Raw genomic sequence first — 24,560 nt, forward strand, 5'->3', positions numbered from 1 at the left:
CGCTCATCCCACCGGGAGCAACCCCGATAGCGCATCTCCCGTCGCGCGCCCACCGGTGCGACCCTGGGGGTATCCCGCAGAAGGGGCCACCGTGCTTCGTGTCGCAGTGATCGGTTCCGGACCCAGCGGTGTCTACACCGCCCAGTCCCTGATCGAGCAGCAGGCCGTCCCGGACATCGAGGTCTACGTCCTGGACCGGCTGCCCTGCCCGTACGGCCTGGTGCGCTACGGCGTCGCGCCCGACCACGAGAAGATCAAGTCGCTGCAGAACAATCTGCGGATGGTCCTGGAGCACCCCAGGGTGCACTTCCTGGGCAATGTCGAGGCGGGGGCGCCGGGGCTGGGCGTCGAGGAGCTGCGGGAGATCTTCGATGCGGTGGTGTTCTGTGTGGGCGCCGCCACCGACCGGCATCTGGGCATCCCCGGTGAGGGGCTGCCCGGCAGCCACCCGGCGACCGAGTTCGTCGCCTGGTACAGCGCACATCCGGATGCGGCCGCGGTCCGCTTCACGCTCGCGGCGCGGTCCGCGGTCGTGATCGGCGTGGGGAATGTGGCGGTGGACGTGGTGCGGATGCTCTCGCGCGGCGCCGCCGAGCTTGCCGCCACCGATATGCCGCAGGGACCGCTCGGCGCGCTCGCGGACAGCCGCGTCGAGGACGTCTGGATGGTCGGCAGACGCGGCCCCTCCCAGGCCAAGTTCACCACCAAGGAGCTGCGGGAGCTGGGCTCCCTGCCGGATACGGAGGTATGCGTCCGGCCCGAGGAGCTGGCGCTGGATCCGGCGTACCGGGATCCGGGCGAGCTGCCCGCGGTGGCACGGCGGAACGTCGCGGTGCTGCGCGGCTGGGCGGAGCAGACGGCGGCCGGTCCGGCGGACGCGGCGCCTGCGGCCCGGGCCCGGCGCCGCATCCATCTGCGGTTCTTCCTGCGGCCGGCCGAGGTGCTCGGGGACGCCTCGGGGGTGCGCGCCGTCCGGTTCGAGCGGACCGCGCCCGACGGCCGTGGCGGGGTCACGGGAACTGGTGAATTCGAGGACATCCAGGGGCAGTTGGTGCTGCGGTCGGTCGGCTACCGGGGGACGCCGCAGCCGGGCCTGCCGTTCGACGATGCCACCGGGACCGTGCCGCATCTGGCCGGCCGGGTACTGCGGGACGGGGCACCGCTTCCCGGTGTCTACGTAGCGGGCTGGATCAAGCGCGGGCCCACGGGCGTGATCGGCACCAACCGGCCGTGCGCGAAGGAGACCGCCTCGTCGCTGCTGGCGGATGCCCCGATGCTGGCGGAGCGCCACACGGCCGATGATCCGGTGGCGGCGCTGGCACGAGCGGGACAGCGGCCGGTTCCCTGGCCGGGCTGGCTGGCCATCGAGGCCGCCGAGGCCGCTTGGGGTCACGGTCTGGGGCGCGGCACCGTCAAGCTCCCGGACTGGGCGGGGCTGTTGGCGGCGGCACAGGCGAACGGGTGAGTCACCGACCGGACGGGCGCGGCCGGGCTGATCCGCCCCGGATCACCGGACCGGACCGGTCCGTTCACTCCTCCCCGAGGCGGTCGGCCTGGAGATCCGCCGCCCGCAGCACGCTGTCGATCAGACCGGGGAAGAGCTCCTCCAGATCGTCCCGGCGCAGCCCGTTCATCTTGGCCGTGCCGCGGTAGAGCTGGTGGATGACGCCGTGCTCGCGCAGCACCCGGAAGTGGTGGGTGCAGGTCGACTTGCTGACCGGGAGTTCGATGTCCGCGCAGTTCAGCTCGCCCTCGGCGGCCGCCAGCACCCGGACGATCCGCAGCCGCATCGGGTCGGCCAGCGCATGCAGCACGTCGGCCAGCCGGATGTCCGCCCGGTCCGGGTGCTCCAGCGACCGGGCGCCCGACGGCGCACGGGTGGAGGTCGTTTCGGTCGGCATCACGGCTCCTGACTCGTTCTGCGGGGCTCGGTCCGTCCTGGTGCGCCCGCCCGCCCATTGTACGAGAAGCATCGTAGTTTGACATCCACCGTAGTACGACGCTTATCGTATGAGCCTGGATCCGACCGGACCCACTCCTCCCCAGGCACAGGAGTCTGCTGTGAGCGCACTGTTCGAGCCCCTCTCCCTCCGCTCGCTGACCGTCCCGAACCGCCTCTGGATGGCGCCCATGTGCCAGTACTCCGCGGCCCCCGAGGGCCCGGACGTGGGCGCGCCCGGAGACTGGCACTTCCAGCATCTGGCCGCGCGGGCGGTGGGCGGCACCGGCCTGATCCTCGCGGAGGCGACCGCGGTGAGCCCCGAGGGGCGCATCAGCCCGTACGACCTCGGGCTGTGGAACGACACCCAGACCGAGGCGTTCCGGCGCATCACCGGCTTCCTCAAGGCACAGGGGACGGTTCCGGGCATCCAGATCGCGCATGCCGGCCGGAAGGCCTCCACCGAGCGCGGCTGGGTGAACCGTGGCGGGCCGATCCTCCCCTCGCAGCGCTACGGCTGGGAGCCGGTCGGGCCGAGCCCGGTGCCGTTCGACGAGGGCTACCAGGCCCCCGCGGAGCTGTCCGTGGCGCAGATCGGCGAGATCGTCGGGCAGTTCGCCGCCACCGCGCGGCGGGCGCTGGCGGCGGGCTTCGAGGTGGTCGAGATCCACGGGGCGCACGGCTATCTGATCAATGAGTTCCTCTCGCCCTTCACCAACCGGCGCACCGACGAGTACGGCGGTTCGTACGAGAACCGGACCCGCCTCGCGCGGGAGGTCGTGGACGCCGTGCGCGAGGTGTGGCCCGACGACCTGCCGGTCTTCTTCCGGATCTCGGCGACCGACTGGCTCACCGAGGACGCGAGCGATGCGCGCGTGGGCTGGACCGCCGACGAGACCGTGCGCTTCGCCCGTGATCTGCGCGAGCGCGGCATCGACCTGCTGGACACCTCCACGGGCGGCAACGCGCCGGACGCGAAGATCGCCACCGGCCCCGGCTACCAGGTGCCGTTCGCGGAGCGGGTGAAGAAGGAGAGCGGTCTCGCGGTGGGCGCGGTCGGTCTGATCACCGAGGCGCGGCAGGCGGAGAAGATCCTCGCGGACGGCCAGGCCGACGCCGTACTGCTCGGCCGGGAGCTGCTGCGCACCCCGAGCTTCGCGCAGCACGCGGCGCGGGAGCTGGGGGCGCAGCTCACGGTGCCGCCGCAGTACCTCCGGGCCGCCTGAGCGGGTCGGCCGCGCGCGACTCCCGCGGCAGACGCGGGAGGGCGCACCGTGCGACCTGCGCGGACATCCTTCGGGGCGCCATTGTCAGTGGTCGGGTGCAGACTTGCCACTGTCTCCAGACAACGGCGTCCCGGAGGTGTTCCGGCATGACTGATGTACTTCTCGCGGTGGGCACCCGCAAGGGCCTCTTCCTCGGCCGTCGACAACACGGCAGCTGGGAACTGAGCGGTCCGCATTTCCCCGCCGAGGCGATCTACTCCCTCGGTATCGACACCCGGCGCGCGACGCCCCGGCTGCTGGCCGGAGCCGACAGCGCCCACTGGGGGCCGTCGGTGTTCCACTCCGACGACCTGGGCGAGACCTGGCAGGAGCCCGCCCGCCCCGCGGTCAAGTACCCGAAGTACACCGGGACTTCGCTGGAGCGGGTGTGGCAGCTGCATCCGGCCGGCCCCACCGCGCCCGAGGTGGTCTATGCGGGCACCGAGCCCGGCGGCCTGTTCCGCTCCGAGGACGGCGGCGAGACCTTCGACCTCGTCCGGCCGCTGTGGGACCACCCGAGCCGGGAGAAGTGGGTACCGGGCGGCGGCGGGCTCGCCGTCCATACGGTGCTCACGGACCCGCGGAACGCCGACGCGGTCACCGTGGCCGTCTCGGCGGCCGGGGTCTTTCGCACCCTCGACGGGGGTGCCAGCTGGGCGCCGTCGAACAAGGGCGTCAAGGCGGTCTTCCTGCCGGATCAGCATCCGGAGTTCGGCCAGTGCGTCCACAAGATCGCACCGGACCCGGTCAACCGCGACCGGTTGTATTTGCAGAACCACTGGGGCGTCTACCGCAGCGATGACGCGGGCGCGACGTGGAAGGACATCGGCGGCGGGCTGCCCTCGGACTTCGGCTTCGCAGTGGCCGCTCATCCGCGCACGGCAGATGTGGCCTACCTCTTCCCGATCACCGCCGACATCGACCGGGTGCCTGCCGAACACCGCTGCCGGGTCTACCGCACCTCCGACGCCGGCGGAAGCTGGGAGCCCCTGAGCGACGGCCTGCCGAAGGAGAACCACTACGGCACGGTGCTCCGGGATGCCCTGTGTGTCGATGACACCGATCCCGCCGGGGTGTATTTCGGCAACCGCAACGGCGAGGTCTACGCCAGTGCGGACGACGGCGACAGCTGGCAGCAGCTCGCCTCCCATCTGCCGGATGTGCTGTGCGTACGGGCGGCCGCCGTGGCCTGAGGAGATACAGGCCCCGGGCGCTGTGGGGGCAAGGCGATCCGTCTACCGGGCAACGAGGTGTGAAGGAGCGGCAGTTGGGGTCGGAGGTGTGTGGGAGCGGCGGTTCCACCGGGGTCGCGTCATCCTGGGCGGCCGGGGCGTGGCCATCGATTGAAGGGGAGCGGGTCCGGGCCAGTAGGGTGATCCCGTGGCTGCACGACCTCTCCAAGACATTGTCGAACCAGGCTGGGCCAAGGCACTTGAGCCCGTCGCCGACCGGATCGCCGCGATGGGCGACTTCCTGCGGGCGGAGATCGCCGCGGGACGGAGCTATCTGCCGGCCGGCAACAATGTGCTGCGCGCCTTCCAACAGCCCTTCGACGAGGTGCGGGTGCTCATCGTCGGGCAGGACCCCTACCCCACACCGGGGCATGCGGTCGGGCTCAGCTTCTCCGTGGCGCCGGAGGTGCGCCCGCTGCCGCCGAGCCTGGAGAACATCTTCCGCGAGCTGCACTCCGACCTCGGGCTGCCCCGGCCGTCGAACGGCGATCTGACCCCGTGGACACGCCAGGGCGTACTCCTGCTGAACAGAGCGCTGACGACGGCGCCCCGCAAACCGGCCGCGCACCGCGGCAAGGGCTGGGAAGAGGTCACCGAGCAGGCCATCCGCGCGCTGGTGGCCCGCGGGCGCCCGCTGGTGTCGGTGCTGTGGGGACGCGATGCGCGCAATCTGCGGCCGCTGCTCGGCGATCTGCCGGCAGTCGAGTCCTCGCACCCCTCCCCCATGTCCGCCGACCGGGGCTTCTTCGGCTCGCGGCCCTTCAGCCGGGTGAACGACCTGCTGGCACGACAGGGCGCCCAGCCCGTCGACTGGAGGCTGCCCTGACACCGGGCGATAGTGTGCCTGGCATGACGAATGCGAACATCCCTGCGGGTTGGTACGCCGACCCTCAGGGCACCCCCCACCAACTTCGCTGGTGGGACGGGTCCCAGTGGACGGAGCACACCCACGCGGGACAACAGCCCGCGGCCCCGGCCCAGAACCAGCCACCGCAACCTGGCCCCCAGCAGGCACCCCAACAGCAGCCGATGCAGCAGCAGGCTCCGCAGCAACAGGCCACCCAGCAGCCCCCGCAGCAGATGCCGCATCAGTCGGCGCCGCAGCAGCCGATGCCGCACCAGCAGGCGATGCCTCCGGGCCAGCAGGCACCGGGTCACCAGGCCCCGGGTCAGGCCCCGTATCCGGGCCCGCAGCCGGGCCCGCAGCAAGGCGGCGCACCGTACGCGCAGCAGGGCTACGGGCACCCCCAACAGGCGCCCGGCCAGCCGATGCAGCAGCCGTACGGGCAGCAGCCGATGCCGGGGCAGCCCGCCGGGAATCCGGGAGCCGTGCAGCGGCAGGTGCAGCAGCAGGCCGGGGTGGCGCCCGGCGGGCCGGGCGGCGGCAGCCTGTTCACCGAACCGGTGCTGGTGGTCAACCAGAAGGCCAAGCTCATCGAGGTCAGCAACGAGTACAGCGTCTTCGACCAGCACGGCAACACCATCGGTACGGTCGTCCAGGTCGGCCAGAGCACGGCCAAGAAGGTGCTGCGCGTCGTCTCCAGCCTCGACCAGTACATGACCCACAAGCTGGAGATCCGGGACGCCTACGGCCAGCCGCAGCTGGTGCTGACCCGGCCGGCGAAGATCCTCAAGTCCAAGGTGATCGTGCAGCGTCCGGACGGCTCGCCCGTCGGCGAGATCGTGCAGCAGAACGCCATCGGGAAGATCAACTTCGGGATGATGGTCAACGGCCAGCAGATCGGCGCCATCAAGGCCGAGAACTGGCGCGCCTGGAACTTCGCCATCGTCGACCACGCCGACACCGAGATCGCCCGGATCACCAAGACCTGGGAGGGCCTGGCCAAGACGATGTTCACGTCCGCGGACAACTACGTCCTGCAGATCCACCACCAGCTGCCCGACCCGCTGCTGAGCCTGGTCGTCGCCACGGCCCTGACCGTCGACACCGCCCTCAAGCAGGACGCCCGCGGCCTTGGGTGAGCCCTCCGGCCGCGGCCGGGGAGCCGTCGGGGCCGGCCATGTGCTCGGGGTCGACTCGGGCGGGTCGGGCCTGCGGATCGCCGTCGCCCGCGCGGACGACGAGGCGGCCCGCCCGCTGGCCGTACGCGTCTCCGGCGAGCCGGTGCGCATCGGCCCCGCCGGTATCGACGCCGGACATCTGCTGTCCCAACTGCTGCCCGCAGCAAAGGAGTTGCAGCGGGAAGCGGGCGCGGACGGGTTCACCGCGGTGTGCGTGGGCGCGGCCGGTGCGGCCACGCTGGGCGACGAGCTGCGCACCCGGCTGCCCGCCGCACTGGCCACCGCCTTCGGGGCGCGGCACTGCGCCCTGGCCGCCGATGCGGTCACCGCGTACGCCGGGGCACTGGGACAGCGGCCCGGTGCCGTGGTCGCCGCGGGCACCGGCATGGTCGCCCTGGGCACGGATCTGACCGCGGCGGGGGGCTGGCGCCGCGCGGACGGCTGGGGGCACCTGCTGGGCGACTGCGGCAGCGGCGCCTGGATCGGCCGCGCCGGACTGGAGGCCGCGCTGCGGGAGTACGACGGCCGGCCCGGTGGCTCGGCCGCCCTCCTGGCGCGCGCGGAAACGGTGTTCGGGCCGGCCGGCGCACTGCCCGGCGCGCTCTATCCCCGCCCCGACCGGCCCGCCGTACTCGCCTCGTTCGCCCCGGAGGTGGCCGGCTGCGCCACCGACTGCGACACGGTGGCGCTCGGCATCCTGCGGGCCGCCGCGGGCCATCTCGCCGATGCCGCGGCCGCGGTCTGCCCGCCGGCCGCGGACAGCGTGGTGGCCTGCACCGGCGGGCTGTTCAACCTGGGCGAGCCGCTGCTGGCGCCGCTGCGTACGGCGCTCGCCGAGCGGCTGCCGCGGGCGCGCCGGACGGTCGCCGCCGGGAGCCCGCTCGACGGGGCGCTGGCCATCGCCGCGGCACTGGCCGGCGACCGTCTGAAGCTCCCCGCCGACGCCGAGTTGTTGCAGATCACACGGCCTGCGCCAGGTCCGTGACCCTTGACGCGCGGGATAAAACGGGACGGATACCGCTCCACCGAACCCTCCCTCCGCGCGGGTAGGACCCGAGGCGTTAGCATGCGGCGCCATGAGTTCCCCCACTGGGCCCGCACCTGGCTCGCCCCATTTTGACGCCGCACCCCCGAGCCCGGGAGCCGCACCCGGCCTGCCTGTACGAATGCCGCGCGCGCGGCAGTCCGGCCGCCACCGCAAGCCGGAACCGCTGGCCGCGCCCGAGGGCGCGCCCGCCCTGGTGCTGGCCGTGCCCGGCACCCCCTCGTCCGCCGCGCGCAGCCTGGCCGACGAGGTCTCCAGCATCGCCCGCTCCGAACTCCCCGGCCTCGACGCCCGCATCGGCTACGTGGACGGCGGAGACGACGAGTTCCCGTCGCTGGAGGCCGTGCTGGCGCACGCCGCCACGGAGCACAAGGCGCGGGAGGACGCCGACGGGCAGCCCGACTCCGGCCCCGTCGCCGTGGTGGTGCCGCTGCTGGCCGGGCCGGACAGCGCCCTGCTGCGCCGGATACGCCAGGCGATCATGAACAGCGGCTCCGGCGCGGAGCTGACCGATGTCCTCGGCCCGCATCCGCTGCTCGCCGAGGCGCTGCACGTCCGGCTCTCCGAGTCCGGTCTGGCGCGCGCCGACCGTGCCCGGCTGTTCACGGTCGCCACGGCCGCCGACGGCATCATCCTCGCCACCGTGGGCGGCGAGGAGGCCGTGCAGGCCGCCGGGATCACCGGCATGCTGCTCTCCGCGCGGCTCGCGGTGCCGGTGCTGGCCGCCGCCCTCGACGAGGAGGGCGCCATCTCCCGTACGGCCGAGCAGCTGCGCGAGTCCGGTTCGCAGCAGCTGGCGCTGGCTCCGTACCTGATCGGCCCGGAGATCGCCGACGGCCTTCTGGGGGCGGCCGCGGCGGAGGCGGGCTGCGCCTCGGCCGAGGCGCTGGGCGCCTACAGCACGGTGGGCCGGCTGGTGCTCTCGAACTACGCGGCGGCGGTGGGCATCAACCTCCCGACGCAGTCGCAGGGGGTACCGGTCCGCTAGGACTCCTCCCTCCTGGACACACGGCTTCGAAGGGCCGTCCTCGCGCAGCGCGCGGGGGCGGCCCTTCGCCTCGTTCAGACGGAGGCGCGGAATCCGTTCCCGCCCCGAGCGGCACAGATGCCCGTCAGACGGCCCGGGAGAGCAGTGACCAAGGTGCCGAGCACCCACCGGCCCTACGGCTGCCAGAGCACCGCGCAGGGCGCCTGCCGTACGCCTGACGCGCCGGGCGAGGAGTGTGGGCACCCGCCGGACAACCCCTAGCGTCCTGCACAGGTCACTCGCCGGCCGCGCGCGCCCGGGGGCGTGAGCGGGCCGCCCACGGAAGGAAGTTCATGTCGCACGTCGATGTCGTCCGCGCCGCCTTCGCGGCCTATCTCGCCCAGGACCGCACGGCCATGGACCGGCTGCTCGCCGAGGATTACGTCTTCACCAGCCCGCAGGACGACCACATCGGCAAGGCCGCGTTCCTGGAGGTCTGTTTCCCCACCGCGGACCGGCTGCGCCGGCAGGAGATCCTCGATGCGGTGGCCCTCGACGACGAGCAGGTCTGTGTGCGCTACGAGTACGAGCTGACGACGGGCGAGCGGCATCGCAATGTCGAGGTGACGACGGTACGGGACGGCCGGCTCACCGAGACCCAGGTGTACTTCGGCGGGCGCTTTCCGCAGGGCTGAGCGGCCGCGGGTCCGGTCAGGCGAAGACGACGCAGGAGGCCGCGGGCGCCGCGACGGATCCGGTGCGGGCGGGGATGCCGGTCGCCGGGTCGACGGTGAACCAGGTGACGTCGCCGGAGCGCTCGTTGGCGACGTACAGATGCCGGCCGCCGGGGTGCAGCGCCAGGTCACGGGGCCAGTGGCCGCCGCAGGGGACGGTGGTGACGAGGGCTGCGGCAGCGCCGTCGAGGGCGAGCACGGAGACGCTGTCGTGGCCCCGGTTGGCGGCCCAGGCGAACCGGCCGTCCGGGGAGACGGCCAGTCCGGAGGGGAAGGTGCCGTCCGCGGCGGCGCCGTCCGGCAGCAGGCGGGTCTCCCCCACCGGCGTCAGCGCACCGGCGCCGGCGTCCCACCGGCAGACCGTCACCATCGGAGCCAGCTCATGGACGACATAGGCGAGGTCGCCCCGCGGGTGGAAGGCGAGGTGGCGCGGGCCGCTGCCGGGCCGCAGCCGGGTCTCGGCGCGTACGGTCAGCGCCCCGTCGGCGGCCAGGGTGCAGCTGCGGACCGAGTCGGTGCCCAGGTCGACGCTGAGCAGCCAGCGGCCGCTGGGGTCGGGCAGCACGGCGTGGGCGTGCGGGCCCTCCTGGCGGTCGGTCCGCGGGCCGCTGCCCTCGTGGGCGAGCACGGTGGCGGGGCCGGTCAGTGTGCCGTCGGCCCGTACCGGGAGCGTACTGACGCTGCCGGAGCTGTAGTTGGCGGTGACGAGACGGCCCGCGGCCAGGGTGAGATGGGTGGGGTCGGCGCCCTGGACGGGCACGGCGGGGGCGAGCAGTTCGGGTCCGCCGGGGGCGAGCACGAAGGCGGCCGCGGCGCCGTCCGGGGTCTCGCTGACCGCGTAGAGGTACCGGCCGTCGGGGCTCGGCGCCAGGTAGGAGGGGTTGGCGACGGTGTCGGTGGAGTGCAGCGGAGTCAGGGCGCCGGACTCCGGGTCCACGGCCGCGGTGGTGAGGCCCGGGCCGCCCGCCGAGGTGAACGATCCGATGTACGCCCGTAGTCCGCTCTCGACCGTCGCCACGGCTCCGCCCTTCGTCCGCCTGCCCGTTGAGCTGCTCGGGCGACGCTAGCAGTCACGGACGGCGCGGCCGGGACGATGACCGGTTCCGCCCATGGGTGCGCGGCGCCGCATGCGCGGTACCCGGCCGTGGATCAGGCGTCGACCAACGGGGAGCGCGGGGAGCTGCGCAGGGGCGCGGAGAGTTCGGCCAGCGCCCGCTCCAGGCCGTGCAGATGCACCAGCGCGGGTTCCGCCTCAGGAGGGTGCGCCACGGACACCGTGGCGGCGGCGTCGCCAGTGGTGAGGGCCTCGACGGCGGCCTCCACCCGCCGGCAGGCCGCGGTGAGCCGGGCGTCGTGGGAGGCCTCCGGGTCGGCGGCGACGGCCGCCAGCCCGCGGACCTCACGCGCGCAGTCGTCGAGCAGCGCGAGCACCCGACGGGCCCGCGCCTTACGGGCCCGCAGCGGGCTCAGCGGGTGCACGAGCGGTGCGAGGGAGAGCCGCACCCTGCTCAGCAGGGGCTCCAGTGCGGCGACGTGCGGGGTGGGGTCGGCGGTCTCGGAGCCCGCGAGGCGGGCGGCGGCCTCGGCGGTGCAGAGGTGCACACAGCGCAGGGCGCGCTGGATCCAGGCGTCGGTGGTCGCGTGGGTGGTGACGGGCAGCACGCAGAGCACGGCGAGCGTCGCGCCGAGCGCCCCCACACCGGTCTCCGCGAGGCGCAGCGCGAGGAGCGCGGGGTCCAGCACCCCCAGGAGCCCGTACAGCAGCCCGGCCAGCAGCGTCACCGCGAGCATCATCCAGGTGTAGGACACCGCGGCCGTGTAGAAGATCCCGAAGACGCTGACCGCGAGCAGGGCCACCGTGGGGACGACGGCGCCGTGCAGCGGGACGGCCACGACCAGGCCGAGGGCGATGCCGAGCACCGTGCCCAGGGCCCGGCGGAAGCCCCGGACCAGGGTTTCGCCGCGCGAGGTGGTGTTCACAAAGATCCACCAGGTGGCGCCCACGGCCCAGTACCAGCGCTGGTCGGAGAGCAACTGGCCCGCCACGAGGGCGAAGGTGGCGCCGGCGGTCGCCTGGATCGCCTGGCGGGTGGTCGTCCGGGCGAGCCCACGGCCTCCCGGCGGGGTGGGTACGGCGGCCGGGGGCAGCCGGCGCTCGTAGCACCACAGGCCGAAGCGGACGGTGGAGGAGGCGAGCAGGGCGAGGGTGACCGCGGCGTACAGCTCGGGCAGCCGGCCCGGCTCGGTGTGCAGGAACTGCGCCGCGAAGAACGTCATGAACGCGAACACGCCCAGCGCGTGACCCCGCGGCCCCCACCTGCGGGCGTAGACCCCGGCACCGACCACGGCGAGGAAGACCGTGTCGCGGGTCACCGGGTGGTCGTGCAGCACCGCCGCCGCGGCGAGCACCGGGAAGCCGACGGCGGGCAGCAGCGCCGTGGTGACCACCTGGCCGCGGACCGTCGCGTCGGTGACCGTGAAGAGGGCGAGCAGCGCGGCCAGTCCGCCGATGACGGCGGCGACGAGCGAGTGCCCGGCGAGACCGCACACGGTGACCGCCAGGCCGATGCCGAGGACGGACCGCACGGCGCTGCGCAGCCGCAGCCGACCCGGATCCGGAGCCACGAACACCCTCTTCAGCACGGCTTTTGCCCCTTCGACGGTTCCGCATGAAAAAGGCGCCGCGGAATCCGCAGCGCCATCGACGGGGACATCAGAGCACCCTTGCGACAGCTTGCTCAACTGAGGCTGGATCCGCTGTGCCATTGGTACAGCGGGTGCGCGGTCTGTCCTGCCAGAAGGGGGCCAATGGGTGGGAGGGCGGCCACTGGCGGCCTCCCGCCACGGATCCGCGGACACGTATCCGCGGACACGCATCCGCACCGTTCGTGTACCGGGCGGGGCACGTACGCACCGTGCTGGGTAGGTGCACCAGTCCGGCCCCCGCCGGGGGGCGGCGCCGCGAGGGACGAGGAAGGGACCCCCAGCGGCCAGGCCGGCAACTATCCGCATGCCTGAGGGAGGCCGTCGGCTCCGGGGCGGGCGCCGCCGGGAGACGAGCGCCGGCCGGACGCCATAGTTCAACGGTCGGCCGGGGGACGAGCTCCCGCGCGCTACCCGAGGGCAAAGGACGCCCGCTCATGCCACCTCGTGCCGTCGTGCACCAGAAGCTCGACCGATGACACGAGCGCCGTGATGGGCGTACCGCCGAGGAGTTCGGCCTCAACCCCTTCCAGGACAGCGTCATCGTGCCCTTGGGCGACGGTCAGATGCGGGACGACGTCGGTGAACCGGCCGCCGAACGGCGGGGTCTGCGGCCACCGATCGGCGATCGCCCGAGTGAGCTGCCGGAACGGTCCGTCCGGTTCGGGAGCCAGATACAGCACTCCGGGGAACCGTCCGCAGCTCTCGAACCGCACCGGAAAAGCCGGGTGGGCTGCCAGCACCTCCTCCAGAGCACGGTGGACGGCGCCATCGACGCAGTCTTCCCGGAGGAACGGGAAGAGCACGGTGACATGCGCCGGAACTCCCTCTCGGGCCCCGGGATCAAGCCGTTCCCGCCATGCCCGCACAGCGGGTTCGGCCTCAGGGATCTGCACGATGAGTCCCGTTCGTCCGGCCTGGAGCTCTCTGGTGCCGTCGTCCGTCACCGCACCTGTGTAGCAAGGAACCTCAACGAGCGCGAGGGACAGAAGCAGGACCACTGGCCCAGCCGCCACCACAACCACTGAGCCATTGGTAGCGTCATCAGGAGATTTCGTCGACCGGGAGGAGCCGAGGGGCCATGGCCGTGGATGCGCTGGATGCCAAGATTCTTCGGCTGCTGCTGGAGCAGCCGCGCACGAGTGTGCGGGAGTACGCGCGCCTCCTCGGGGTTGCCCGGGGGACCGTGCAGGCGCGCCTGGACCGTCTCGAACGGGACGGTGTGATCACCGCCTACAGCCCCCGGCTGTCCCCGGCCGCGCTCGACCACCCCGTACTGGCCTTCGTCCACATCGAGGTCACCCAGGGGCATCTGGAGGAGGTGGCCGACGCGCTGGCGGAGGTTCCGCAGATCATCGAGGCGTTCTCGACGACCGGCGGCGGGGACCTGCTGACCCGGGTGGTGGCCCGGGACGCGGCACATCTGGAGGATGTGATCCAGCAGCTGATCAGCATGCCGGGCGTGGTCCGCACCCGTACGGAGGTGGCGCTGCGCGAGCGGGTGCCGCACCGGATGCTGCCGTTGGTCGAGGCGGTGGGCGGCGCCGCGAGGTCGCGCTGAGGGGGCGAATTGGCATGCTGGGGGGCATGAGCGCCTCCCCCGCATCCCGGGTCACGCCCGCCCCGCCTGCCCCGGTGATCTTCGATCTCGACGGCACGCTGGTGGACAGCGAGCCGAACTACTACGAGGCGGGCCGCCGACTGCTGGCGGGCTACGGCGTGCCGGACTTCAGCTGGGAGCACCACACCCGCTTCATCGGCATCGGCACCCGCGAAACGCTGGAGATCCTCCGACGGGAGTTCGGTATCGAGGCACCGGTCGAGGAGTTGCTGGCCGGCAAGAACCGCCTGTATCTGGAGCTGGCGCGGGCACATACCGAGGTCTTCCCGGAGATGCGGGCGCTGGTGGAGCGGCTGTCGGAGGCCGGGCATCCGCTGGCGGTGGCGTCCGGTTCGTCGCGGGACGCGATCGAGACGGTGCTGGCCGGTACCGGGCTCGGTGCGCTGCTGACGACGGTGGTGTCGGCCGAGGAGGTGGCGCACGGCAAGCCGGCGCCGGATGTGTTCCTGGAGGCGGCTCGCCGGCTGGGGACCGATCCGGCCGCCTGTGTGGTGCTGGAGGATGCCGCGCCCGGCGCGCTCGCGGCGCACCGGGCGGGCATGCGGTGTATCGCCGTTCCGTATGTGGCCGGTACCGCCGACGACCCGGCGTTCGCACACGCCGGGCTGCTGTTCAAGGGCGGCCAGGAGGAGTTCACGGCGCGGGCCGCGTATGACTGGCTGGGGCGGGGAGGGAGTGCGGGCGGCTGAGGCGGAGGGCACAGCCGCTCCCCGGTGCCTGAGTGTCCGGCCCGAGCCGGGTGCGCTGCGCCGGTCGCCGCGTACGGGGACGAGCCCCACAGACGGCTGCGCGCCACACACGGCTTCGCCCCGTCGGCGGCCGGATGCCGGGCTTGCCGGGCATCGGCCGTCGGCGGGGCGATCATCGCCTGCTCCGGCGCCTACCGAGGGGACGCCGGTGTGCGGTCAGCTCAGACCGAGGGACTTGCACTGGGCGCTGAGGCCGTCGGCGCAGAGCAGGTCGGTGCGCACGACGCCGTCGCGGACGACGGTGTCCTTCATGTTCTTCCTCGTGACGATCTGCGCCTTGAAGAGCTGAGCGGGGATACCGGACTTGCTCTTGCTCTGGGCGGTGGCCGAGGTGAGGGACGTGATGCTCTTCCCGCGCAGGAGGCGGAAGGCGATTTCGGCGGCGGTTTCGGCCTCCGGTCGGACTTCCTTGTAAATGGTGAAGGTCTGGGTGCCGGCTACCAGCCGCTGCAGAGCTGGGAGTTCGGCGTCCTGGCCACCGAGCGGCACATTCTTGATGCCGGCGGACTTGAGCGCCGCGGCGATGCCGCCCGCCATGCCGTCATTGGCCGAGTAGACCGCGTCAAATCCCGCCGGGCCACGCGCGTCGATGAGGTCGCTCATCTCCTTCTTGGCCTTCACCGCGGACCAGTCAGGGATGCTCTTCTCGTAAACAATCTTATGGACCTTGCCGTCGAGGACGTCATGGGCGCCCTTCTTGTAGGACGGCGCATTCGGGTCGGTCGGCGAGCCGTTCATCATGACGACGTCGGAGGCGGCCGCCTGCGAGCCGAGGGCGGCGAGAATTCCCTGCCCCTGGAGCCGGCCGATCTTCTCGTTGTCGTAGGAGACATAGGCCGCGACATCACCCTCGGCGAGCCGGTCGTACGCGATGACCTTGACGCCCTTCTTCGCGGCCGAGTCCACCCAGCTCTTGGCCGCCTCGGCGTCGACCGGGTCCAGGATGATGACCTTGACGCCCTTCGTCACCAGGGCGTCGAACTGTCTCTTCTGGGCATCGACCTGCTGCTCGGCATTGTGGTAGTCGACTTTGCATTCGAGGCAGAGGGACGCAATGCGTGCCGAAATGATGCGGCGGTCGAACTTCTCATAGCGGGCCGCTTTGCTCTCCGGGAGCAGCAGACCGATGTGGTCCTTGCCGGCACCGGCATCCTGATGATCACTTCCGCAGGCCGCCAAGGGCGCTGCGAGCGAAAGTGCCATCGCGCCGGTGAGGGCGCGCCGCATTATTACATTCATTCCCGGTACCTCCAAAAGGGCCTCCTGACCGGCCCAGAACGGCTGAAGTGAACGTCACCCACGGCCCTTTAGTCAAGAATCGAACCAACAACGATATGAAAGCGAGTTGTGATGTGGCTCTCTGAAGAGGCGTCACTCGACGGGCGTTCCGGACAGTCCCGAAACGTTCAATTCGTTCCGTATCGCTCCGGAGATTCCGGTTAGGGCTGCGTCATGCGGGTCCGGATCGTGGCGGGGAGCACGGCGGGGCGTGCCGCTCTCGGATCGCTCCCTGCGCAGGTCAACCAGGGGATGGCGGAGGGGAGTTGTGCAGCAGCCGTCGCGCGGTGGCGTCCACTGCGGGCGCGGATACAGCCCTGCACCCCGCGTGCCAGACCGAGAGAAGCGAGGGAACGAGAAGGAAAATAGGTGCTGGGCGCAGCTTTCCCGGGGCGATCGCGGCGCCGGTGCGGACGCGGACCGAGCGCCGAAGCGACAGCCTGGCACGCACCGGCGACGACCGTGGAGAAGTTTTCTACTCCGCAACCAAATACGGCGGGGGCGATGGGGAATCCCTGGGAATCTCTTTAGCTTAATTCCGCGCCGATTGGCCGGGCCGGAAACCGGAAAGCCGCGCGGATTGGCCGGAGTGGAAACCCCACGGCCGCCCCGGAGCAGAACACGACCTTCCGGATCACGGCCTTACGGGTGCAGAACGAAGGCGACAGGGGGCCCGGCCGGCCCCGGCGGGGCCCGCGAAGGCGGTCAGCTCACCCACTGGGCCGTGAGGCCGAGCACCGCCGAGCCGTCCAGGTCGGTGAGCTTGGTGCCGGTGAAGCCACGCGCCCAGTCCGACGTCTGGATCCGGAACGCGGGCCGGTCCGCGGTGAGCGCCTCCAGCACGGCCTCGGCGGCCTCGGCCGAGGTCTGTGCGCCGTTGAGGAACTGCGCGGCGGTGCGGTCCAGGTAGGCCCGCAGCGGCTTCGCGTACGGGCCCGCGGCGTCGACCTCGGCCTGCCGATCGACCCCGATATTATTGACGAACTCGGTTGCCACGGCGCCCGGTTCGACGACGGACACGGACACCCCGAGCGTGGCCGCGACCGGCGCCAGGCTCTCCATGTAGCCCTCGACGGCGAACTTGGCCGCGCAGTAGGCCTCATTGAAGGGCTGGCCGACGACTCCGCCGACGCTGGTGACGGTGATCAGACGGCCACCGGTCGCGCGCAGATGCGGCAGCGCCGCCTTCGACACGTGCAGCACGCCGAAGAAGTTGACCTCCATGACCGCGCGGACGTCGGCCACGGACTCGTTCTCCAGGGTGCCGAGGTGCCCGGCACCGGCGTTGTTGATCACCGCGTCCAGCCGGCCGTGATCGGCGAGCACCCCGCCGACCGCGGCAGCGACGGAGGCCTCGTCGGTGACGTCGAGCTGCCGGACATCGAGCTCCACCCCCGCGTCGGCGGCGGCCGTACGCAGCGCCCCGGCGCGGCCGGTGTCCCGCAGCGTCGCCACGACCTGCCAGCCGGCCCGCGCGGCGGCGATCGCCGCGGCCAGGCCGATGCCGGAGGACGTACCGGTGATCAGAACAACCTTGGGAGAAGAGGAAGAGGTGGAAGAGGTGGAAGACATGGTGGTGGGGCCTTTCGATCTCTGCGATCTCTGCGAGTCCGCGAGCTCCGCGAAGAGCAAATTAAGTGCGTGTACACACACCATAGACATTATGTGTGCGTACACGCAACCGGTAGTCTTGCCCGTATGGCGAAGAGGAAGCTCACCCAGACCGAGATGCCCGTGGCCGATCACGCCTTCTACGGACTGGTCTGGGCCGGGACCGTGCTGACCGAGCGCGTGGACCGCGCCCTGAGCAAGGCCCATGACCTGCCGGTCTCCTGGTTCGAGGTGATGCTCTGGCTCGCCTCCAGCCCGGACCCGGTCCCCGCCTCCGTACTCGGCAACAGCACCATGCTCAGCCGCAGCCAGGTCTCCCGCGTGGTCGATGCCCTGCAGAGCCGTGGGCTGGTCGTCCGCACCCCCTCGGCGCGTGACGCACGCTCCGTCGAGGTGTCCCTCACCCCGGAGGGCCACCAGCTCTTCAAGGAGGCCGATGCCACCCGCCGCGCCTGCCTGGCACCGGTGTTCACCGACCTCCTCGACGAGGAGGACCTCGAAGCGCTGAGCACGGTGTGGAAGAAGCTCAAGGCCAGTAAGGACGGCCAGGACGGTCCGTAGGGCGGTTCCGCGACGGCCCGCCCTACGCCTCAGGGGCCGATCGTGCGGGCGATGTCCAGGGTGAGCCGCTGCCAGGGATCCCGTGGGTCGCGCAGGGTGAGCTCGGCTATGCGGCGCAGCCGGTAGCGCAGCGACTGGGGGTGCAGGCCGAGGCCACGGGCGGCGGCGTTCGCGGAGCCCGTATCGAGGTAGCTGGTCAGCGCTTCCCTGAGGTGGCCGCGGCCCGGCTGGACGAGCGGGCCGAGGATCAGCCGGCTGATCTGCTCCGGGGCGGCGGCGGGGCGGCCGCCGAGCAGCGCCAGCACTTGGGCATCCCCGTCCGTCAGGACCCGCGCGGGGTGGTGGGCGTGCGCCGGCGCGGTGTCCAGGGCATCGGCCGCGAGCCGATAGGCGGCGGCGATCCGGTCCTGGCTCTCCCCCGAGATCGCACAGCCGCGCAGGCCCCGCTCCCGCAGCGCCTCCGCCGCGGCCCCGCCGGCCGCGGCGGGCAGCAGCAGGACGAGGCGGGAGCCGCGGACCGTCGCCAGCGAGGTGGTGTCGTGGCCGTCACCGGCGAGCGCGGCCAGCAGCCCGAGCGCCGCCTCCTGGGTCACCACCGGACCGTCCGCCTCGACCGGCTCGGCCACCAACAGGCAGTACGGATCCGGTAGTTGACTGCCCAACCGGGCCGCCCGCGCGGTCAGGGAGCCGACCGAGGCATGCCGGCCGGCGATCAGATCGTCGAGGAGCAGCCGCAGCGCCCGGTCCCGGTCCGCGGCGAGGTCCTCGCTGGTGGCGGTGTACGCCGTGGCCATCTCCTCGGCGAGCGTGTCCAGGGTGGTCAGCGCCATGCGGACGAGCGCGAAGGCGTCCGGTGCGTCCGGCGCCGGCGTACAGGCCGCGACCTCGTCCGTGAGGACCGTCGCCGCGACCCGGTAGGCCCGCAGGACCGCCTGCACGGGGCGGCCGTCCGCGGCCCGCGCCGCCGCGATCCCGCGGAACCGCCGCAGATCGGCCGGGGTGAGCGCACCGTCGGTGGCCCACAGCTGGAGCATCCGCTCCAGCGCCCAGGCGGCGATGGCCCGGACCTCGTGGAGCCGGCCGTCGTCGAGGGCGGCGTAGGCCGGTACCTGCGCGCGCACCGCGGTGACGATCGAGGCGACCACGCGCGGGGAGCCGGTCAGCTGCTGTCTGATGCGCTCCCGTTCCTTCATCACAGGGTGATGATGTCAGCCGCGCGTTGTGCGCACCGCGGTGGACGGGCCTTGTCACTGTCGCCAGGATCTCGGTGAGCATGCGGTCTCAGCGACGAGAGGCGGGACGTACGGATGGCGAAGCACTGGGCGGACTTCCAGTACGAGATCTATCTCCGCGGGATGACGGGCGCCGTCCCACGGCTGCCGACCGATCTGTCGCGGCTGGCGGAGCTCACCGAGCAGCGGCTCGGCCCCGGCCCGGTCGGCTATGTGGCCGGCAGCGCGGGCACCGGGAGCACCGCCGACGCCAACCGGGCCGCCCTGGACCGCCGGCGGATCGTCCCGCGGATGCTCCGGGACGTGGCCGAACGCGACCTGTCCGTGGAGGTCTTGGGCCGCTCGCTGCCCGCGCCGCTCGCGCTGGCGCCGGTAGGCGTGCTGTCGCTGATGCATCCGGACGCCGAGCCCGCAGCCGCCCGGGCCGCCGCGGCGCACGGCGTGCCGTACATCCTGTCCTCCGCCTCCAGCACCCCCATGGAAGAGGTCGCCGAGGCGATGGGGGACGGGGAGCGGTGGTTCCAGCTGTACTGGGCGAAGGACCGCGAGGTGACCCGCAGCTTTCTGCACCGGGCCAAGGCGGCGGGCTTCACCGCGCTGTTCGTCACCCTCGACACCCCGCTCCTCGCCTGGCGGCCGCGCGATCTCGATCAGGCGTACCTCCCGTTCCTGCACGGCGTGGGCACCGCCAACTACTTCACCGACCCGGCGTTCACGGCCGGGCTCGCCAAGCCGGTGCACGAGGACCCCGACGCGGCCGTGATGCACTTCGTCGGGATGTTCGCCGACCCCGCCAAGACCTGGCCGGACCTGGCCTTCCTGCGCGAGAACTGGGACGGCCCGATCGCGCTCAAGGGCATCCTGCACCCGCAGGACGCGCTGCTGGCCGCCGAGGCCGGGATGGACGGGGTGGTGGTCTCCAACCACGGCGGCCGCCAGGTGGCGGGCTCGGTCGCCGCCGCCGACGCACTGCCCCGGGTCGTGAAGGCGGCCGGGGACCGGCTGACCGTCCTCTTCGACAGCGGGATCCGCACCGGCGACGACATCCTGAAGGCGCTGGCACTGGGCGCGAAGTCGGTGCTGGTGGGGCGCCCTTACGCCTATGGGCTCGGCCTCGACGGCCAGGCGGGCGTGGAGCACGTCATCCGCTGTCTGCTCGCCGAGTTCGATCTGACCCTCGCCCTGTCCGGGCACTCCCGCCCCACCACCCTGACCGCCGACGACCTCATCGAGGAGTCCGCATGACCACCACGACAGATCCGGCCGCGGAATCCGGGCCGCAGCCGGTGAAGAACGTCCTCGCCGTCGTCTCCCCGCATGTCGGCGGCCGCACCGCCGGCGCCGCGCTGACCGGCCTCTTCCCCGGTCAGGCCCGGGTCACCGTCGTCGAGACGGCCGACGAGGACCCCGCGGCCCTGCGCGCGGCGCATGTCCTGATCACCGGTCTGAGTCCGGTCACCGCCGCACACCTCGACGCCGCGCCGGCTCTGGAGCTCGTCCAGTGCGCCAGCCACGGCTTCGACTACGTCGATCTGGACGCGGCCCGCGCGCGCAACCTCCCCGTCTGCACCATCGGCTCCAGCAGCGCCGAGAAGCAGAACGTCGCCGAGCAGACCTTCGCCCTGATGCTCGCCCTCGCCAAGCAGCTGGTCCCCGCGCACACGGCCCTGGTCGAGGCCGACTGGGCACTGCCCCGCCTCCAGCAGTCCCTCACCGAACTGTCCGGCAAGACCCTCGGCATCATCGGACTCGGCCAGATCGGCACGGAAGTGGCCCGGCGTGCGGTCGCGTTCGACATGAGCATCGTCTATGCCGGGCCGAGCCCGATCGCACCCGAGGCCGCGGCCCGGCTCGGCGACGCCCGTCATCTGAGCGTCGACGAACTGCTGCGCACCTCCGACTACATCAGCCTGCACGCCCCGCTCACCGAGCGGACCCGCCACCTTCTCGACGCGGAGCGCCTGGCCCTCCTCAAGCCGACCGCGTTCGTCATCAACACCGCCCGCGGCGCCCTCATCGACCAGGACGCCCTCGCGGACGCCCTGGAGGCCGGCACCCTCGCCGGCGCCGGCCTCGATGTCTTCGACCCCGAACCGCCCACGGCGGCCCTGCGCCTGCTCAAGGCCCCGAACGTGGTCCTCTCCCCGCATGTCGCGGGCGTCACCCGCGAGACGCTCGTCCGCATCGCCCTGGCCGCCGTACAGAACGTCCTCGACCATCTGGCGGGCAAGGCGGTGCGGGACGTCGTGTCCTAGGGGCTGTCCGCAAGGTCGTTGGCCTTGTCCGGTGGGCCCGCGCCGTCCGGCCCGGCCTGCGGAGGCTGGCGGACCGCCCCAGGGCTCTGCCCGAATTTCGGCCATTGTTCGATGCCTTGAGCGAGCGGTGCCAGCCACACCGGCGGGGCGATGCGGCGGCATCCTCCTGACCGGACACCGTCATTTCTCGACACCCCGCGGCTGCCGGCCGCGCCCACAGGAGTAGCGTCCGCCCGGAGTCCGGGCGTCTCGCCGGTCGGTTCGGGCCGTCCGGTCCGTTCGTCAGCGGGCCGCTGTGCCCGGCGGGACCTCCGGCCCGGACATCGGAGGACCGTCCCGGTACGGAGGCGACGGCCCCACCAGGAAAGGCGGACGCACGCTCGTGGAACCCCGTGGACGCACCCGTTGGGCGATCGGCGGATTGCTGGCCGGCGGTATCGTCGTCAACTTCCTCGACCGCACGGCGATATCGGTGGCGAGCTCCTCGATCGCCGAGGACTTCGGGCTGGACCTCCAGCAACTCGGGGTGGTGCTGTCGGCCTTCACCTGGTCGTACTGCCTGGTCCAGTTACCCGCCGGGATGCTGGTCGACCTCCTGGGCGTCTCACGGCTCACCCGGATCGCCTCCGCGTTATGGGCCGTTGCCGGCCTGCTGACCGCCGTGGCCAGTGGGGTCGGGCCGCTCATCGTGGCGCGGCTGCTGCTCGGGGTGGCCGAGGGGCCGTCGATGGTCGGTGCCTCCAAGGCGACCGCTGCCTGGTTCCCCGTCGGAGAGCGCGGTATGGCGACGGCGCTGTTCGACGGCGCCACCAAGCTGGCCAACATGATCGCGTTCCCGGTGCTGGCGTTCGTGATGAGCGAGTGGGGCTGGCGCGCCGGATTCGTGTTCAGCGCCGCGGTCAGTGTGCTGTTCACGGCCGTGTGGTGGTGGGGCTACCGGGACCCGTCCGCGCTTCGTTCACTGCGTCCGGCGGAGCGGGACTTCATCCTTGCGGGCGGGGCGCGGGACGCCGACCGGGGCGGCGCCCGGCAGTTCCTCGCGGCCCTGCGCTCCGGCCGGATCTGGATCCTGTCCTGCGGTTTCGCCTGTTACGGCTACACCATCAACATCGTGCTGACCTGGATGCCGGAGTTCCTCCAGCGGCAGTTCCATGTGCGGCTGCTGCAGTCCGGCCTGTACTCGATGATTCCGTGGGCGGTGGCGACGGTGGCCGAACTCGCCTTCGGGGGCTGGCTGGTGGACCGGCTGGTGCGGCGGGGCCGTCATCCGTGGCGGGTGCGCAAAACCGTGCTGACCTGCGGGCTGGCGCTCGGCGCGACGATCGGCGCCGCCGGGAGTGCGGCCTCGCCCGAGGTCGCGGTGTTCTGGATGTCGGCCTCCCTCGCGGGGCTGGCGATCGCCGCGCCCGTCGCCTGGAGCCTGCCCGGCCTGCTCGCCCCGCCGGGGACGGTGGGGGCGGTCAGCGGGCTGATGAACTTCCTCAATACGGCGGCCACCGCGGGCGGTGTGCTGCTCACCGGCCGGCTGGCGCAGGTGACCGGATCGTTCGCCGCGCCCTTCCTGTTCGCGGTCGCCGTCCTGGCCGTCGGCGTCGCGCTCTACTGGTGGGCGCTGCACCCGTCCGCGGTGCCGGACGGCGACCGGGGCGGCGTCCGGCAGCCGTCCCGCGTCTGAGGCCGCGGAGCTGTACTTCCTCCGCGGGGAGTACAGCGGCATGAGCTGTGGCTGTCGTCACAGATTCCGTACCCCGCCCGGGGGCATGCCTTGTACGCACCGGTAGTTCTGGCAGGGGAGCGTGGAAAGCAGCTATGCACACCGTCGGCCCGATCCGGCTCAGGTCCGGCCTCACCCGGGGGCCGGCCGGGCAGTCGTCGGAAGCGGCCGCGCCCGCACCGGGCACCACAGCGTCGGCGCCGAGGGCAGCCGCGGCCGAAGGTGTCCGCCGATGACCGGTACCTCCGTCTTAGCGTCGTGTCTGGCGCGATTATCCTGGCCGCCGGAGCGGCTGGCCCGTGAGATCAACAGACGCTGCGGCAGCGGAACCATCAGCAGCAAGGCCCCCTACAACTGGCTGAAGGGCTCCTGCCCCCGCCGCCGGCTGCCGTACATCGTCGCCCGGATCCTCTCCGAGCAGCTCGGTGAGCCGATCGCGGTCGAGGCGCTGTGGCCCCAGCACTTCCCGGCCGACACCCCGCCGCTCCTCCAGGGCCCCGCCCGCCGCCGGCCCGTGGCACCCCTCCAACTGCCCGCCGGCCAGGACCCGTTGGCGGCATCGGTGGACTGGCTGGTGACCGACGACCCTCCGCCGCCCTCACGCAGTCGCGGCGACGAGGTCCCCGATGCCGCGGTCGGCATGCTGGCCGTCCGGATCCAGCAGCTGCGGCAGCTCGACGACAGCGCCAGCAGCGGACTCGTCCTGGACTGGGCGCTCCAGGACCTGCAGTGGGCGCAGAAGCTGGCCGCCAAGTACGCCTACGGCGCCGAGACCGGGCTGCAACTGCACCGCATCATCGCCGAGCTCGGCCAGCTCACCGCGTGGCTGACCGCCGACCAGGGCATGGACGCGCTGAGCACCTCCCGCTTTCTGAACGCGCTGAGCGCCGCCCGTGCCGCCGGCGACCGGCCGCTCGGCGCGTACATCATCTCCTGCATGAGCTACCGCGCCGGCTGGGCCGGCCGGGCGGAGGAGGCGCTGCGGCTGAGCCGCATCGCCCGCAAGGGGACCGCGCACGAGGACATGGGCATCGGCCAGGCACTGCTGGCCACCCGCGAGGCCAGAGCCCATGCGAGCCTCGGCGACGAAGCGGGCTGTCAACGCGCCCTGGAGGAGGCCGCCGAGCTCAGCCGGGCCGGCCGGCCCTCGTGCGAGCCGCCCTGGGCGTACTGGCTCACACCGGCGGTCATGGTGGCCGACGCCGGACGGGCCTGGCTGGAGCTGGGGCGCCCCCAGCGGGCGGAGTCCCATCTGACCCGCGGGATCGACATGCTCAAGGGCAGCCAGCCGCGCAATCTGCTGCTGCACAGCGCCTCGCTGGCCGAGGCACGACTGGCGCGCTGTGAGCTCGACGGTGCGGCGGAGGCCACCGCCGACGCACTGGCGCTGACCGGAAACGTCACCTCACAGCGCGCCCACACCCGGCTCATGAGCCTGCGCCGGAGGTTTCTGCGGTACGACAGCGCGGTGGCGCGCGAGATCGTGCAGCGGGCGGACGAGCTGCTGCATGCGGGGCAGCCACCGGCGGTGTGCCAGGGCCCGACGCCATGAACGCCTTCGCCGTCCGCAGGTCAGCGACCTGCGCATACAGTGCCCAAGCGCAGGAACTCCCCGTGGTCGGCACGGACTGA

Annotated in this window: 22 protein-coding genes; 15 read left to right on the plus strand and 7 right to left on the minus strand. The window is 72.4% G+C overall.

All coding sequences use genetic code 11. The features are described 5' to 3' along the window. Window positions 1-91 precede the first annotated feature (91 nt). Window positions 92-1,465: an FAD-dependent oxidoreductase gene (locus CPH93_RS03785; RefSeq protein ID WP_173909709.1), complete on the plus strand. Its 1,374-nt coding sequence runs from the start codon at window positions 92-94 to the stop codon at window positions 1,463-1,465. Window positions 1,466-1,529: 64 nt separating this feature from the next. Here the strand turns inward: CPH93_RS03785 and CPH93_RS03790 are convergent, their stop codons facing one another. Continuing rightward, a complete protein-coding gene (locus CPH93_RS03790; RefSeq protein ID WP_006601796.1) occupies window positions 1,530-1,901 on the minus strand; it encodes an ArsR/SmtB family transcription factor in 372 nt (123 codons plus the stop codon). Window positions 1,902-2,061: 160 nt separating this feature from the next. Here CPH93_RS03790 and CPH93_RS03795 point away from each other — a divergent pair, with 160 nt between their 5' ends. The 7 genes from CPH93_RS03795 (at window position 2,062) to CPH93_RS03825 (ending at window position 9,165) form a co-directional block, all read left to right on the plus strand. Further along, window positions 2,062-3,165, plus strand: coding sequence for an NADH:flavin oxidoreductase/NADH oxidase (locus CPH93_RS03795; RefSeq protein ID WP_096211940.1), 1,104 nt, complete (start codon window positions 2,062-2,064; stop codon window positions 3,163-3,165). Between the two features lie 146 nt (window positions 3,166-3,311). Beyond that, window positions 3,312-4,397 (plus strand): WD40/YVTN/BNR-like repeat-containing protein, encoded by a 1,086-nt coding sequence (locus tag CPH93_RS03800; protein ID WP_096211941.1) that lies wholly within the window; start codon window positions 3,312-3,314, stop codon window positions 4,395-4,397. A 187-nt stretch (window positions 4,398-4,584) separates the two neighbouring features. Next, window positions 4,585-5,262 carry a uracil-DNA glycosylase gene (locus tag CPH93_RS03805; RefSeq protein WP_093487105.1) on the plus strand — a complete coding sequence of 226 codons (678 nt, stop codon included), beginning with the start codon at window positions 4,585-4,587 and terminating at the stop codon, window positions 5,260-5,262. 23 nt (window positions 5,263-5,285) lie between these two features. Then, window positions 5,286-6,419, plus strand: coding sequence for a phospholipid scramblase-related protein (locus CPH93_RS03810; RefSeq protein ID WP_096211942.1), 1,134 nt, complete (start codon window positions 5,286-5,288; stop codon window positions 6,417-6,419). Then, entirely contained in the window at window positions 6,412-7,443 is a 1,032-nt protein-coding gene (locus tag CPH93_RS03815; RefSeq protein ID WP_096211943.1) for an N-acetylglucosamine kinase, read from the plus strand. Before CPH93_RS03810 ends, CPH93_RS03815 begins: the two co-directional genes overlap by 8 nt. Before the next feature lie 91 nt (window positions 7,444-7,534). After that, entirely contained in the window at window positions 7,535-8,491 is a 957-nt protein-coding gene (locus CPH93_RS03820; protein WP_443031430.1) for a sirohydrochlorin chelatase, read from the plus strand. Between the two features lie 332 nt (window positions 8,492-8,823). Further along, a complete protein-coding gene (locus tag CPH93_RS03825; protein WP_093487097.1) occupies window positions 8,824-9,165 on the plus strand; it encodes a nuclear transport factor 2 family protein in 342 nt (113 codons plus the stop codon). Between the two features lie 16 nt (window positions 9,166-9,181). Here the strand turns inward: CPH93_RS03825 and CPH93_RS03830 are convergent, their stop codons facing one another. The 3 genes from CPH93_RS03830 to CPH93_RS03840 form a co-directional block, all read right to left on the minus strand. Next, a complete protein-coding gene (locus CPH93_RS03830) occupies window positions 9,182-10,222 on the minus strand; it encodes a lactonase family protein (RefSeq protein ID WP_096211945.1) in 1,041 nt (346 codons plus the stop codon). 131 nt (window positions 10,223-10,353) lie between these two features. Further along, window positions 10,354-11,847 (minus strand): FUSC family protein, encoded by a 1,494-nt coding sequence (locus CPH93_RS03835; RefSeq protein WP_096211946.1) that lies wholly within the window; start codon window positions 11,845-11,847, stop codon window positions 10,354-10,356. Between the two features lie 470 nt (window positions 11,848-12,317). After that, a complete protein-coding gene (locus tag CPH93_RS03840; RefSeq protein WP_231977170.1) occupies window positions 12,318-12,854 on the minus strand; it encodes a 2'-5' RNA ligase family protein in 537 nt (178 codons plus the stop codon). Between the two features lie 134 nt (window positions 12,855-12,988). On the opposite strand from CPH93_RS03840, the gene CPH93_RS03845 reads away from it, so the two are divergent. Together CPH93_RS03845 and CPH93_RS03850 are read left to right on the plus strand one after the other, a co-directional pair. After that, a complete protein-coding gene (locus CPH93_RS03845; protein ID WP_093487089.1) occupies window positions 12,989-13,468 on the plus strand; it encodes an Lrp/AsnC family transcriptional regulator in 480 nt (159 codons plus the stop codon). Between the two features lie 26 nt (window positions 13,469-13,494). Further along, the gene (locus CPH93_RS03850) at window positions 13,495-14,217 is read left to right on the plus strand and encodes an HAD family hydrolase (RefSeq protein ID WP_096215295.1); all 723 of its coding nucleotides are present in this window, start codon (window positions 13,495-13,497) and stop codon (window positions 14,215-14,217) included. A 216-nt stretch (window positions 14,218-14,433) separates the two neighbouring features. Here CPH93_RS03850 and CPH93_RS03855 read toward each other — a convergent pair whose 3' ends face one another. Beyond that, on the minus strand, window positions 14,434-15,516 hold the full coding sequence (locus tag CPH93_RS03855; RefSeq protein WP_096211947.1) for a sugar ABC transporter substrate-binding protein: 1,083 nt from the start codon (window positions 15,514-15,516) through the stop codon (window positions 14,434-14,436). Window positions 15,517-16,260: 744 nt separating this feature from the next. Next, entirely contained in the window at window positions 16,261-17,127 is an 867-nt protein-coding gene (locus CPH93_RS03860) for an SDR family oxidoreductase (RefSeq protein ID WP_096211948.1), read from the minus strand. A 126-nt stretch (window positions 17,128-17,253) separates the two neighbouring features. Here CPH93_RS03860 and CPH93_RS03865 point away from each other — a divergent pair, with 126 nt between their 5' ends. Beyond that, entirely contained in the window at window positions 17,254-17,727 is a 474-nt protein-coding gene (locus CPH93_RS03865) for a MarR family winged helix-turn-helix transcriptional regulator (protein WP_096211949.1), read from the plus strand. Between the two features lie 29 nt (window positions 17,728-17,756). Here CPH93_RS03865 and CPH93_RS03870 read toward each other — a convergent pair whose 3' ends face one another. Continuing rightward, complete coding sequence (locus tag CPH93_RS03870; protein ID WP_096211950.1) at window positions 17,757-18,920, minus strand: helix-turn-helix domain-containing protein; 1,164 nt, start codon at window positions 18,918-18,920, stop codon at window positions 17,757-17,759. Window positions 18,921-19,034: 114 nt separating this feature from the next. On the opposite strand from CPH93_RS03870, the gene CPH93_RS03875 reads away from it, so the two are divergent. From CPH93_RS03875 to CPH93_RS03890, 4 genes are all read left to right on the plus strand, one after another. Continuing rightward, window positions 19,035-20,204 (plus strand): lactate 2-monooxygenase, encoded by a 1,170-nt coding sequence (locus tag CPH93_RS03875; RefSeq protein WP_096211951.1) that lies wholly within the window; start codon window positions 19,035-19,037, stop codon window positions 20,202-20,204. Continuing rightward, window positions 20,201-21,214, plus strand: a complete 1,014-nt coding sequence (locus CPH93_RS03880) for a 2-hydroxyacid dehydrogenase (RefSeq protein WP_096211952.1) — start codon at window positions 20,201-20,203, stop codon at window positions 21,212-21,214. Before CPH93_RS03875 ends, CPH93_RS03880 begins: the two co-directional genes overlap by 4 nt. Window positions 21,215-21,596: 382 nt before the next feature. After that, the gene (locus tag CPH93_RS03885) at window positions 21,597-22,889 is read left to right on the plus strand and encodes an MFS transporter (protein ID WP_231977171.1); all 1,293 of its coding nucleotides are present in this window, start codon (window positions 21,597-21,599) and stop codon (window positions 22,887-22,889) included. A gap of 271 nt (window positions 22,890-23,160) precedes the next feature. Next, window positions 23,161-24,480 carry a hypothetical protein gene (locus CPH93_RS03890; RefSeq protein ID WP_096211953.1) on the plus strand — a complete coding sequence of 440 codons (1,320 nt, stop codon included), beginning with the start codon at window positions 23,161-23,163 and terminating at the stop codon, window positions 24,478-24,480. Window positions 24,481-24,560 lie beyond the last annotated feature (80 nt).

This window comes from Streptomyces sp. 2323.1 (assembly GCF_900221035.1).
GTDB classification, from domain to species: Bacteria; Actinomycetota; Actinomycetes; order Streptomycetales; family Streptomycetaceae; genus Streptomyces; species Streptomyces sioyaensis.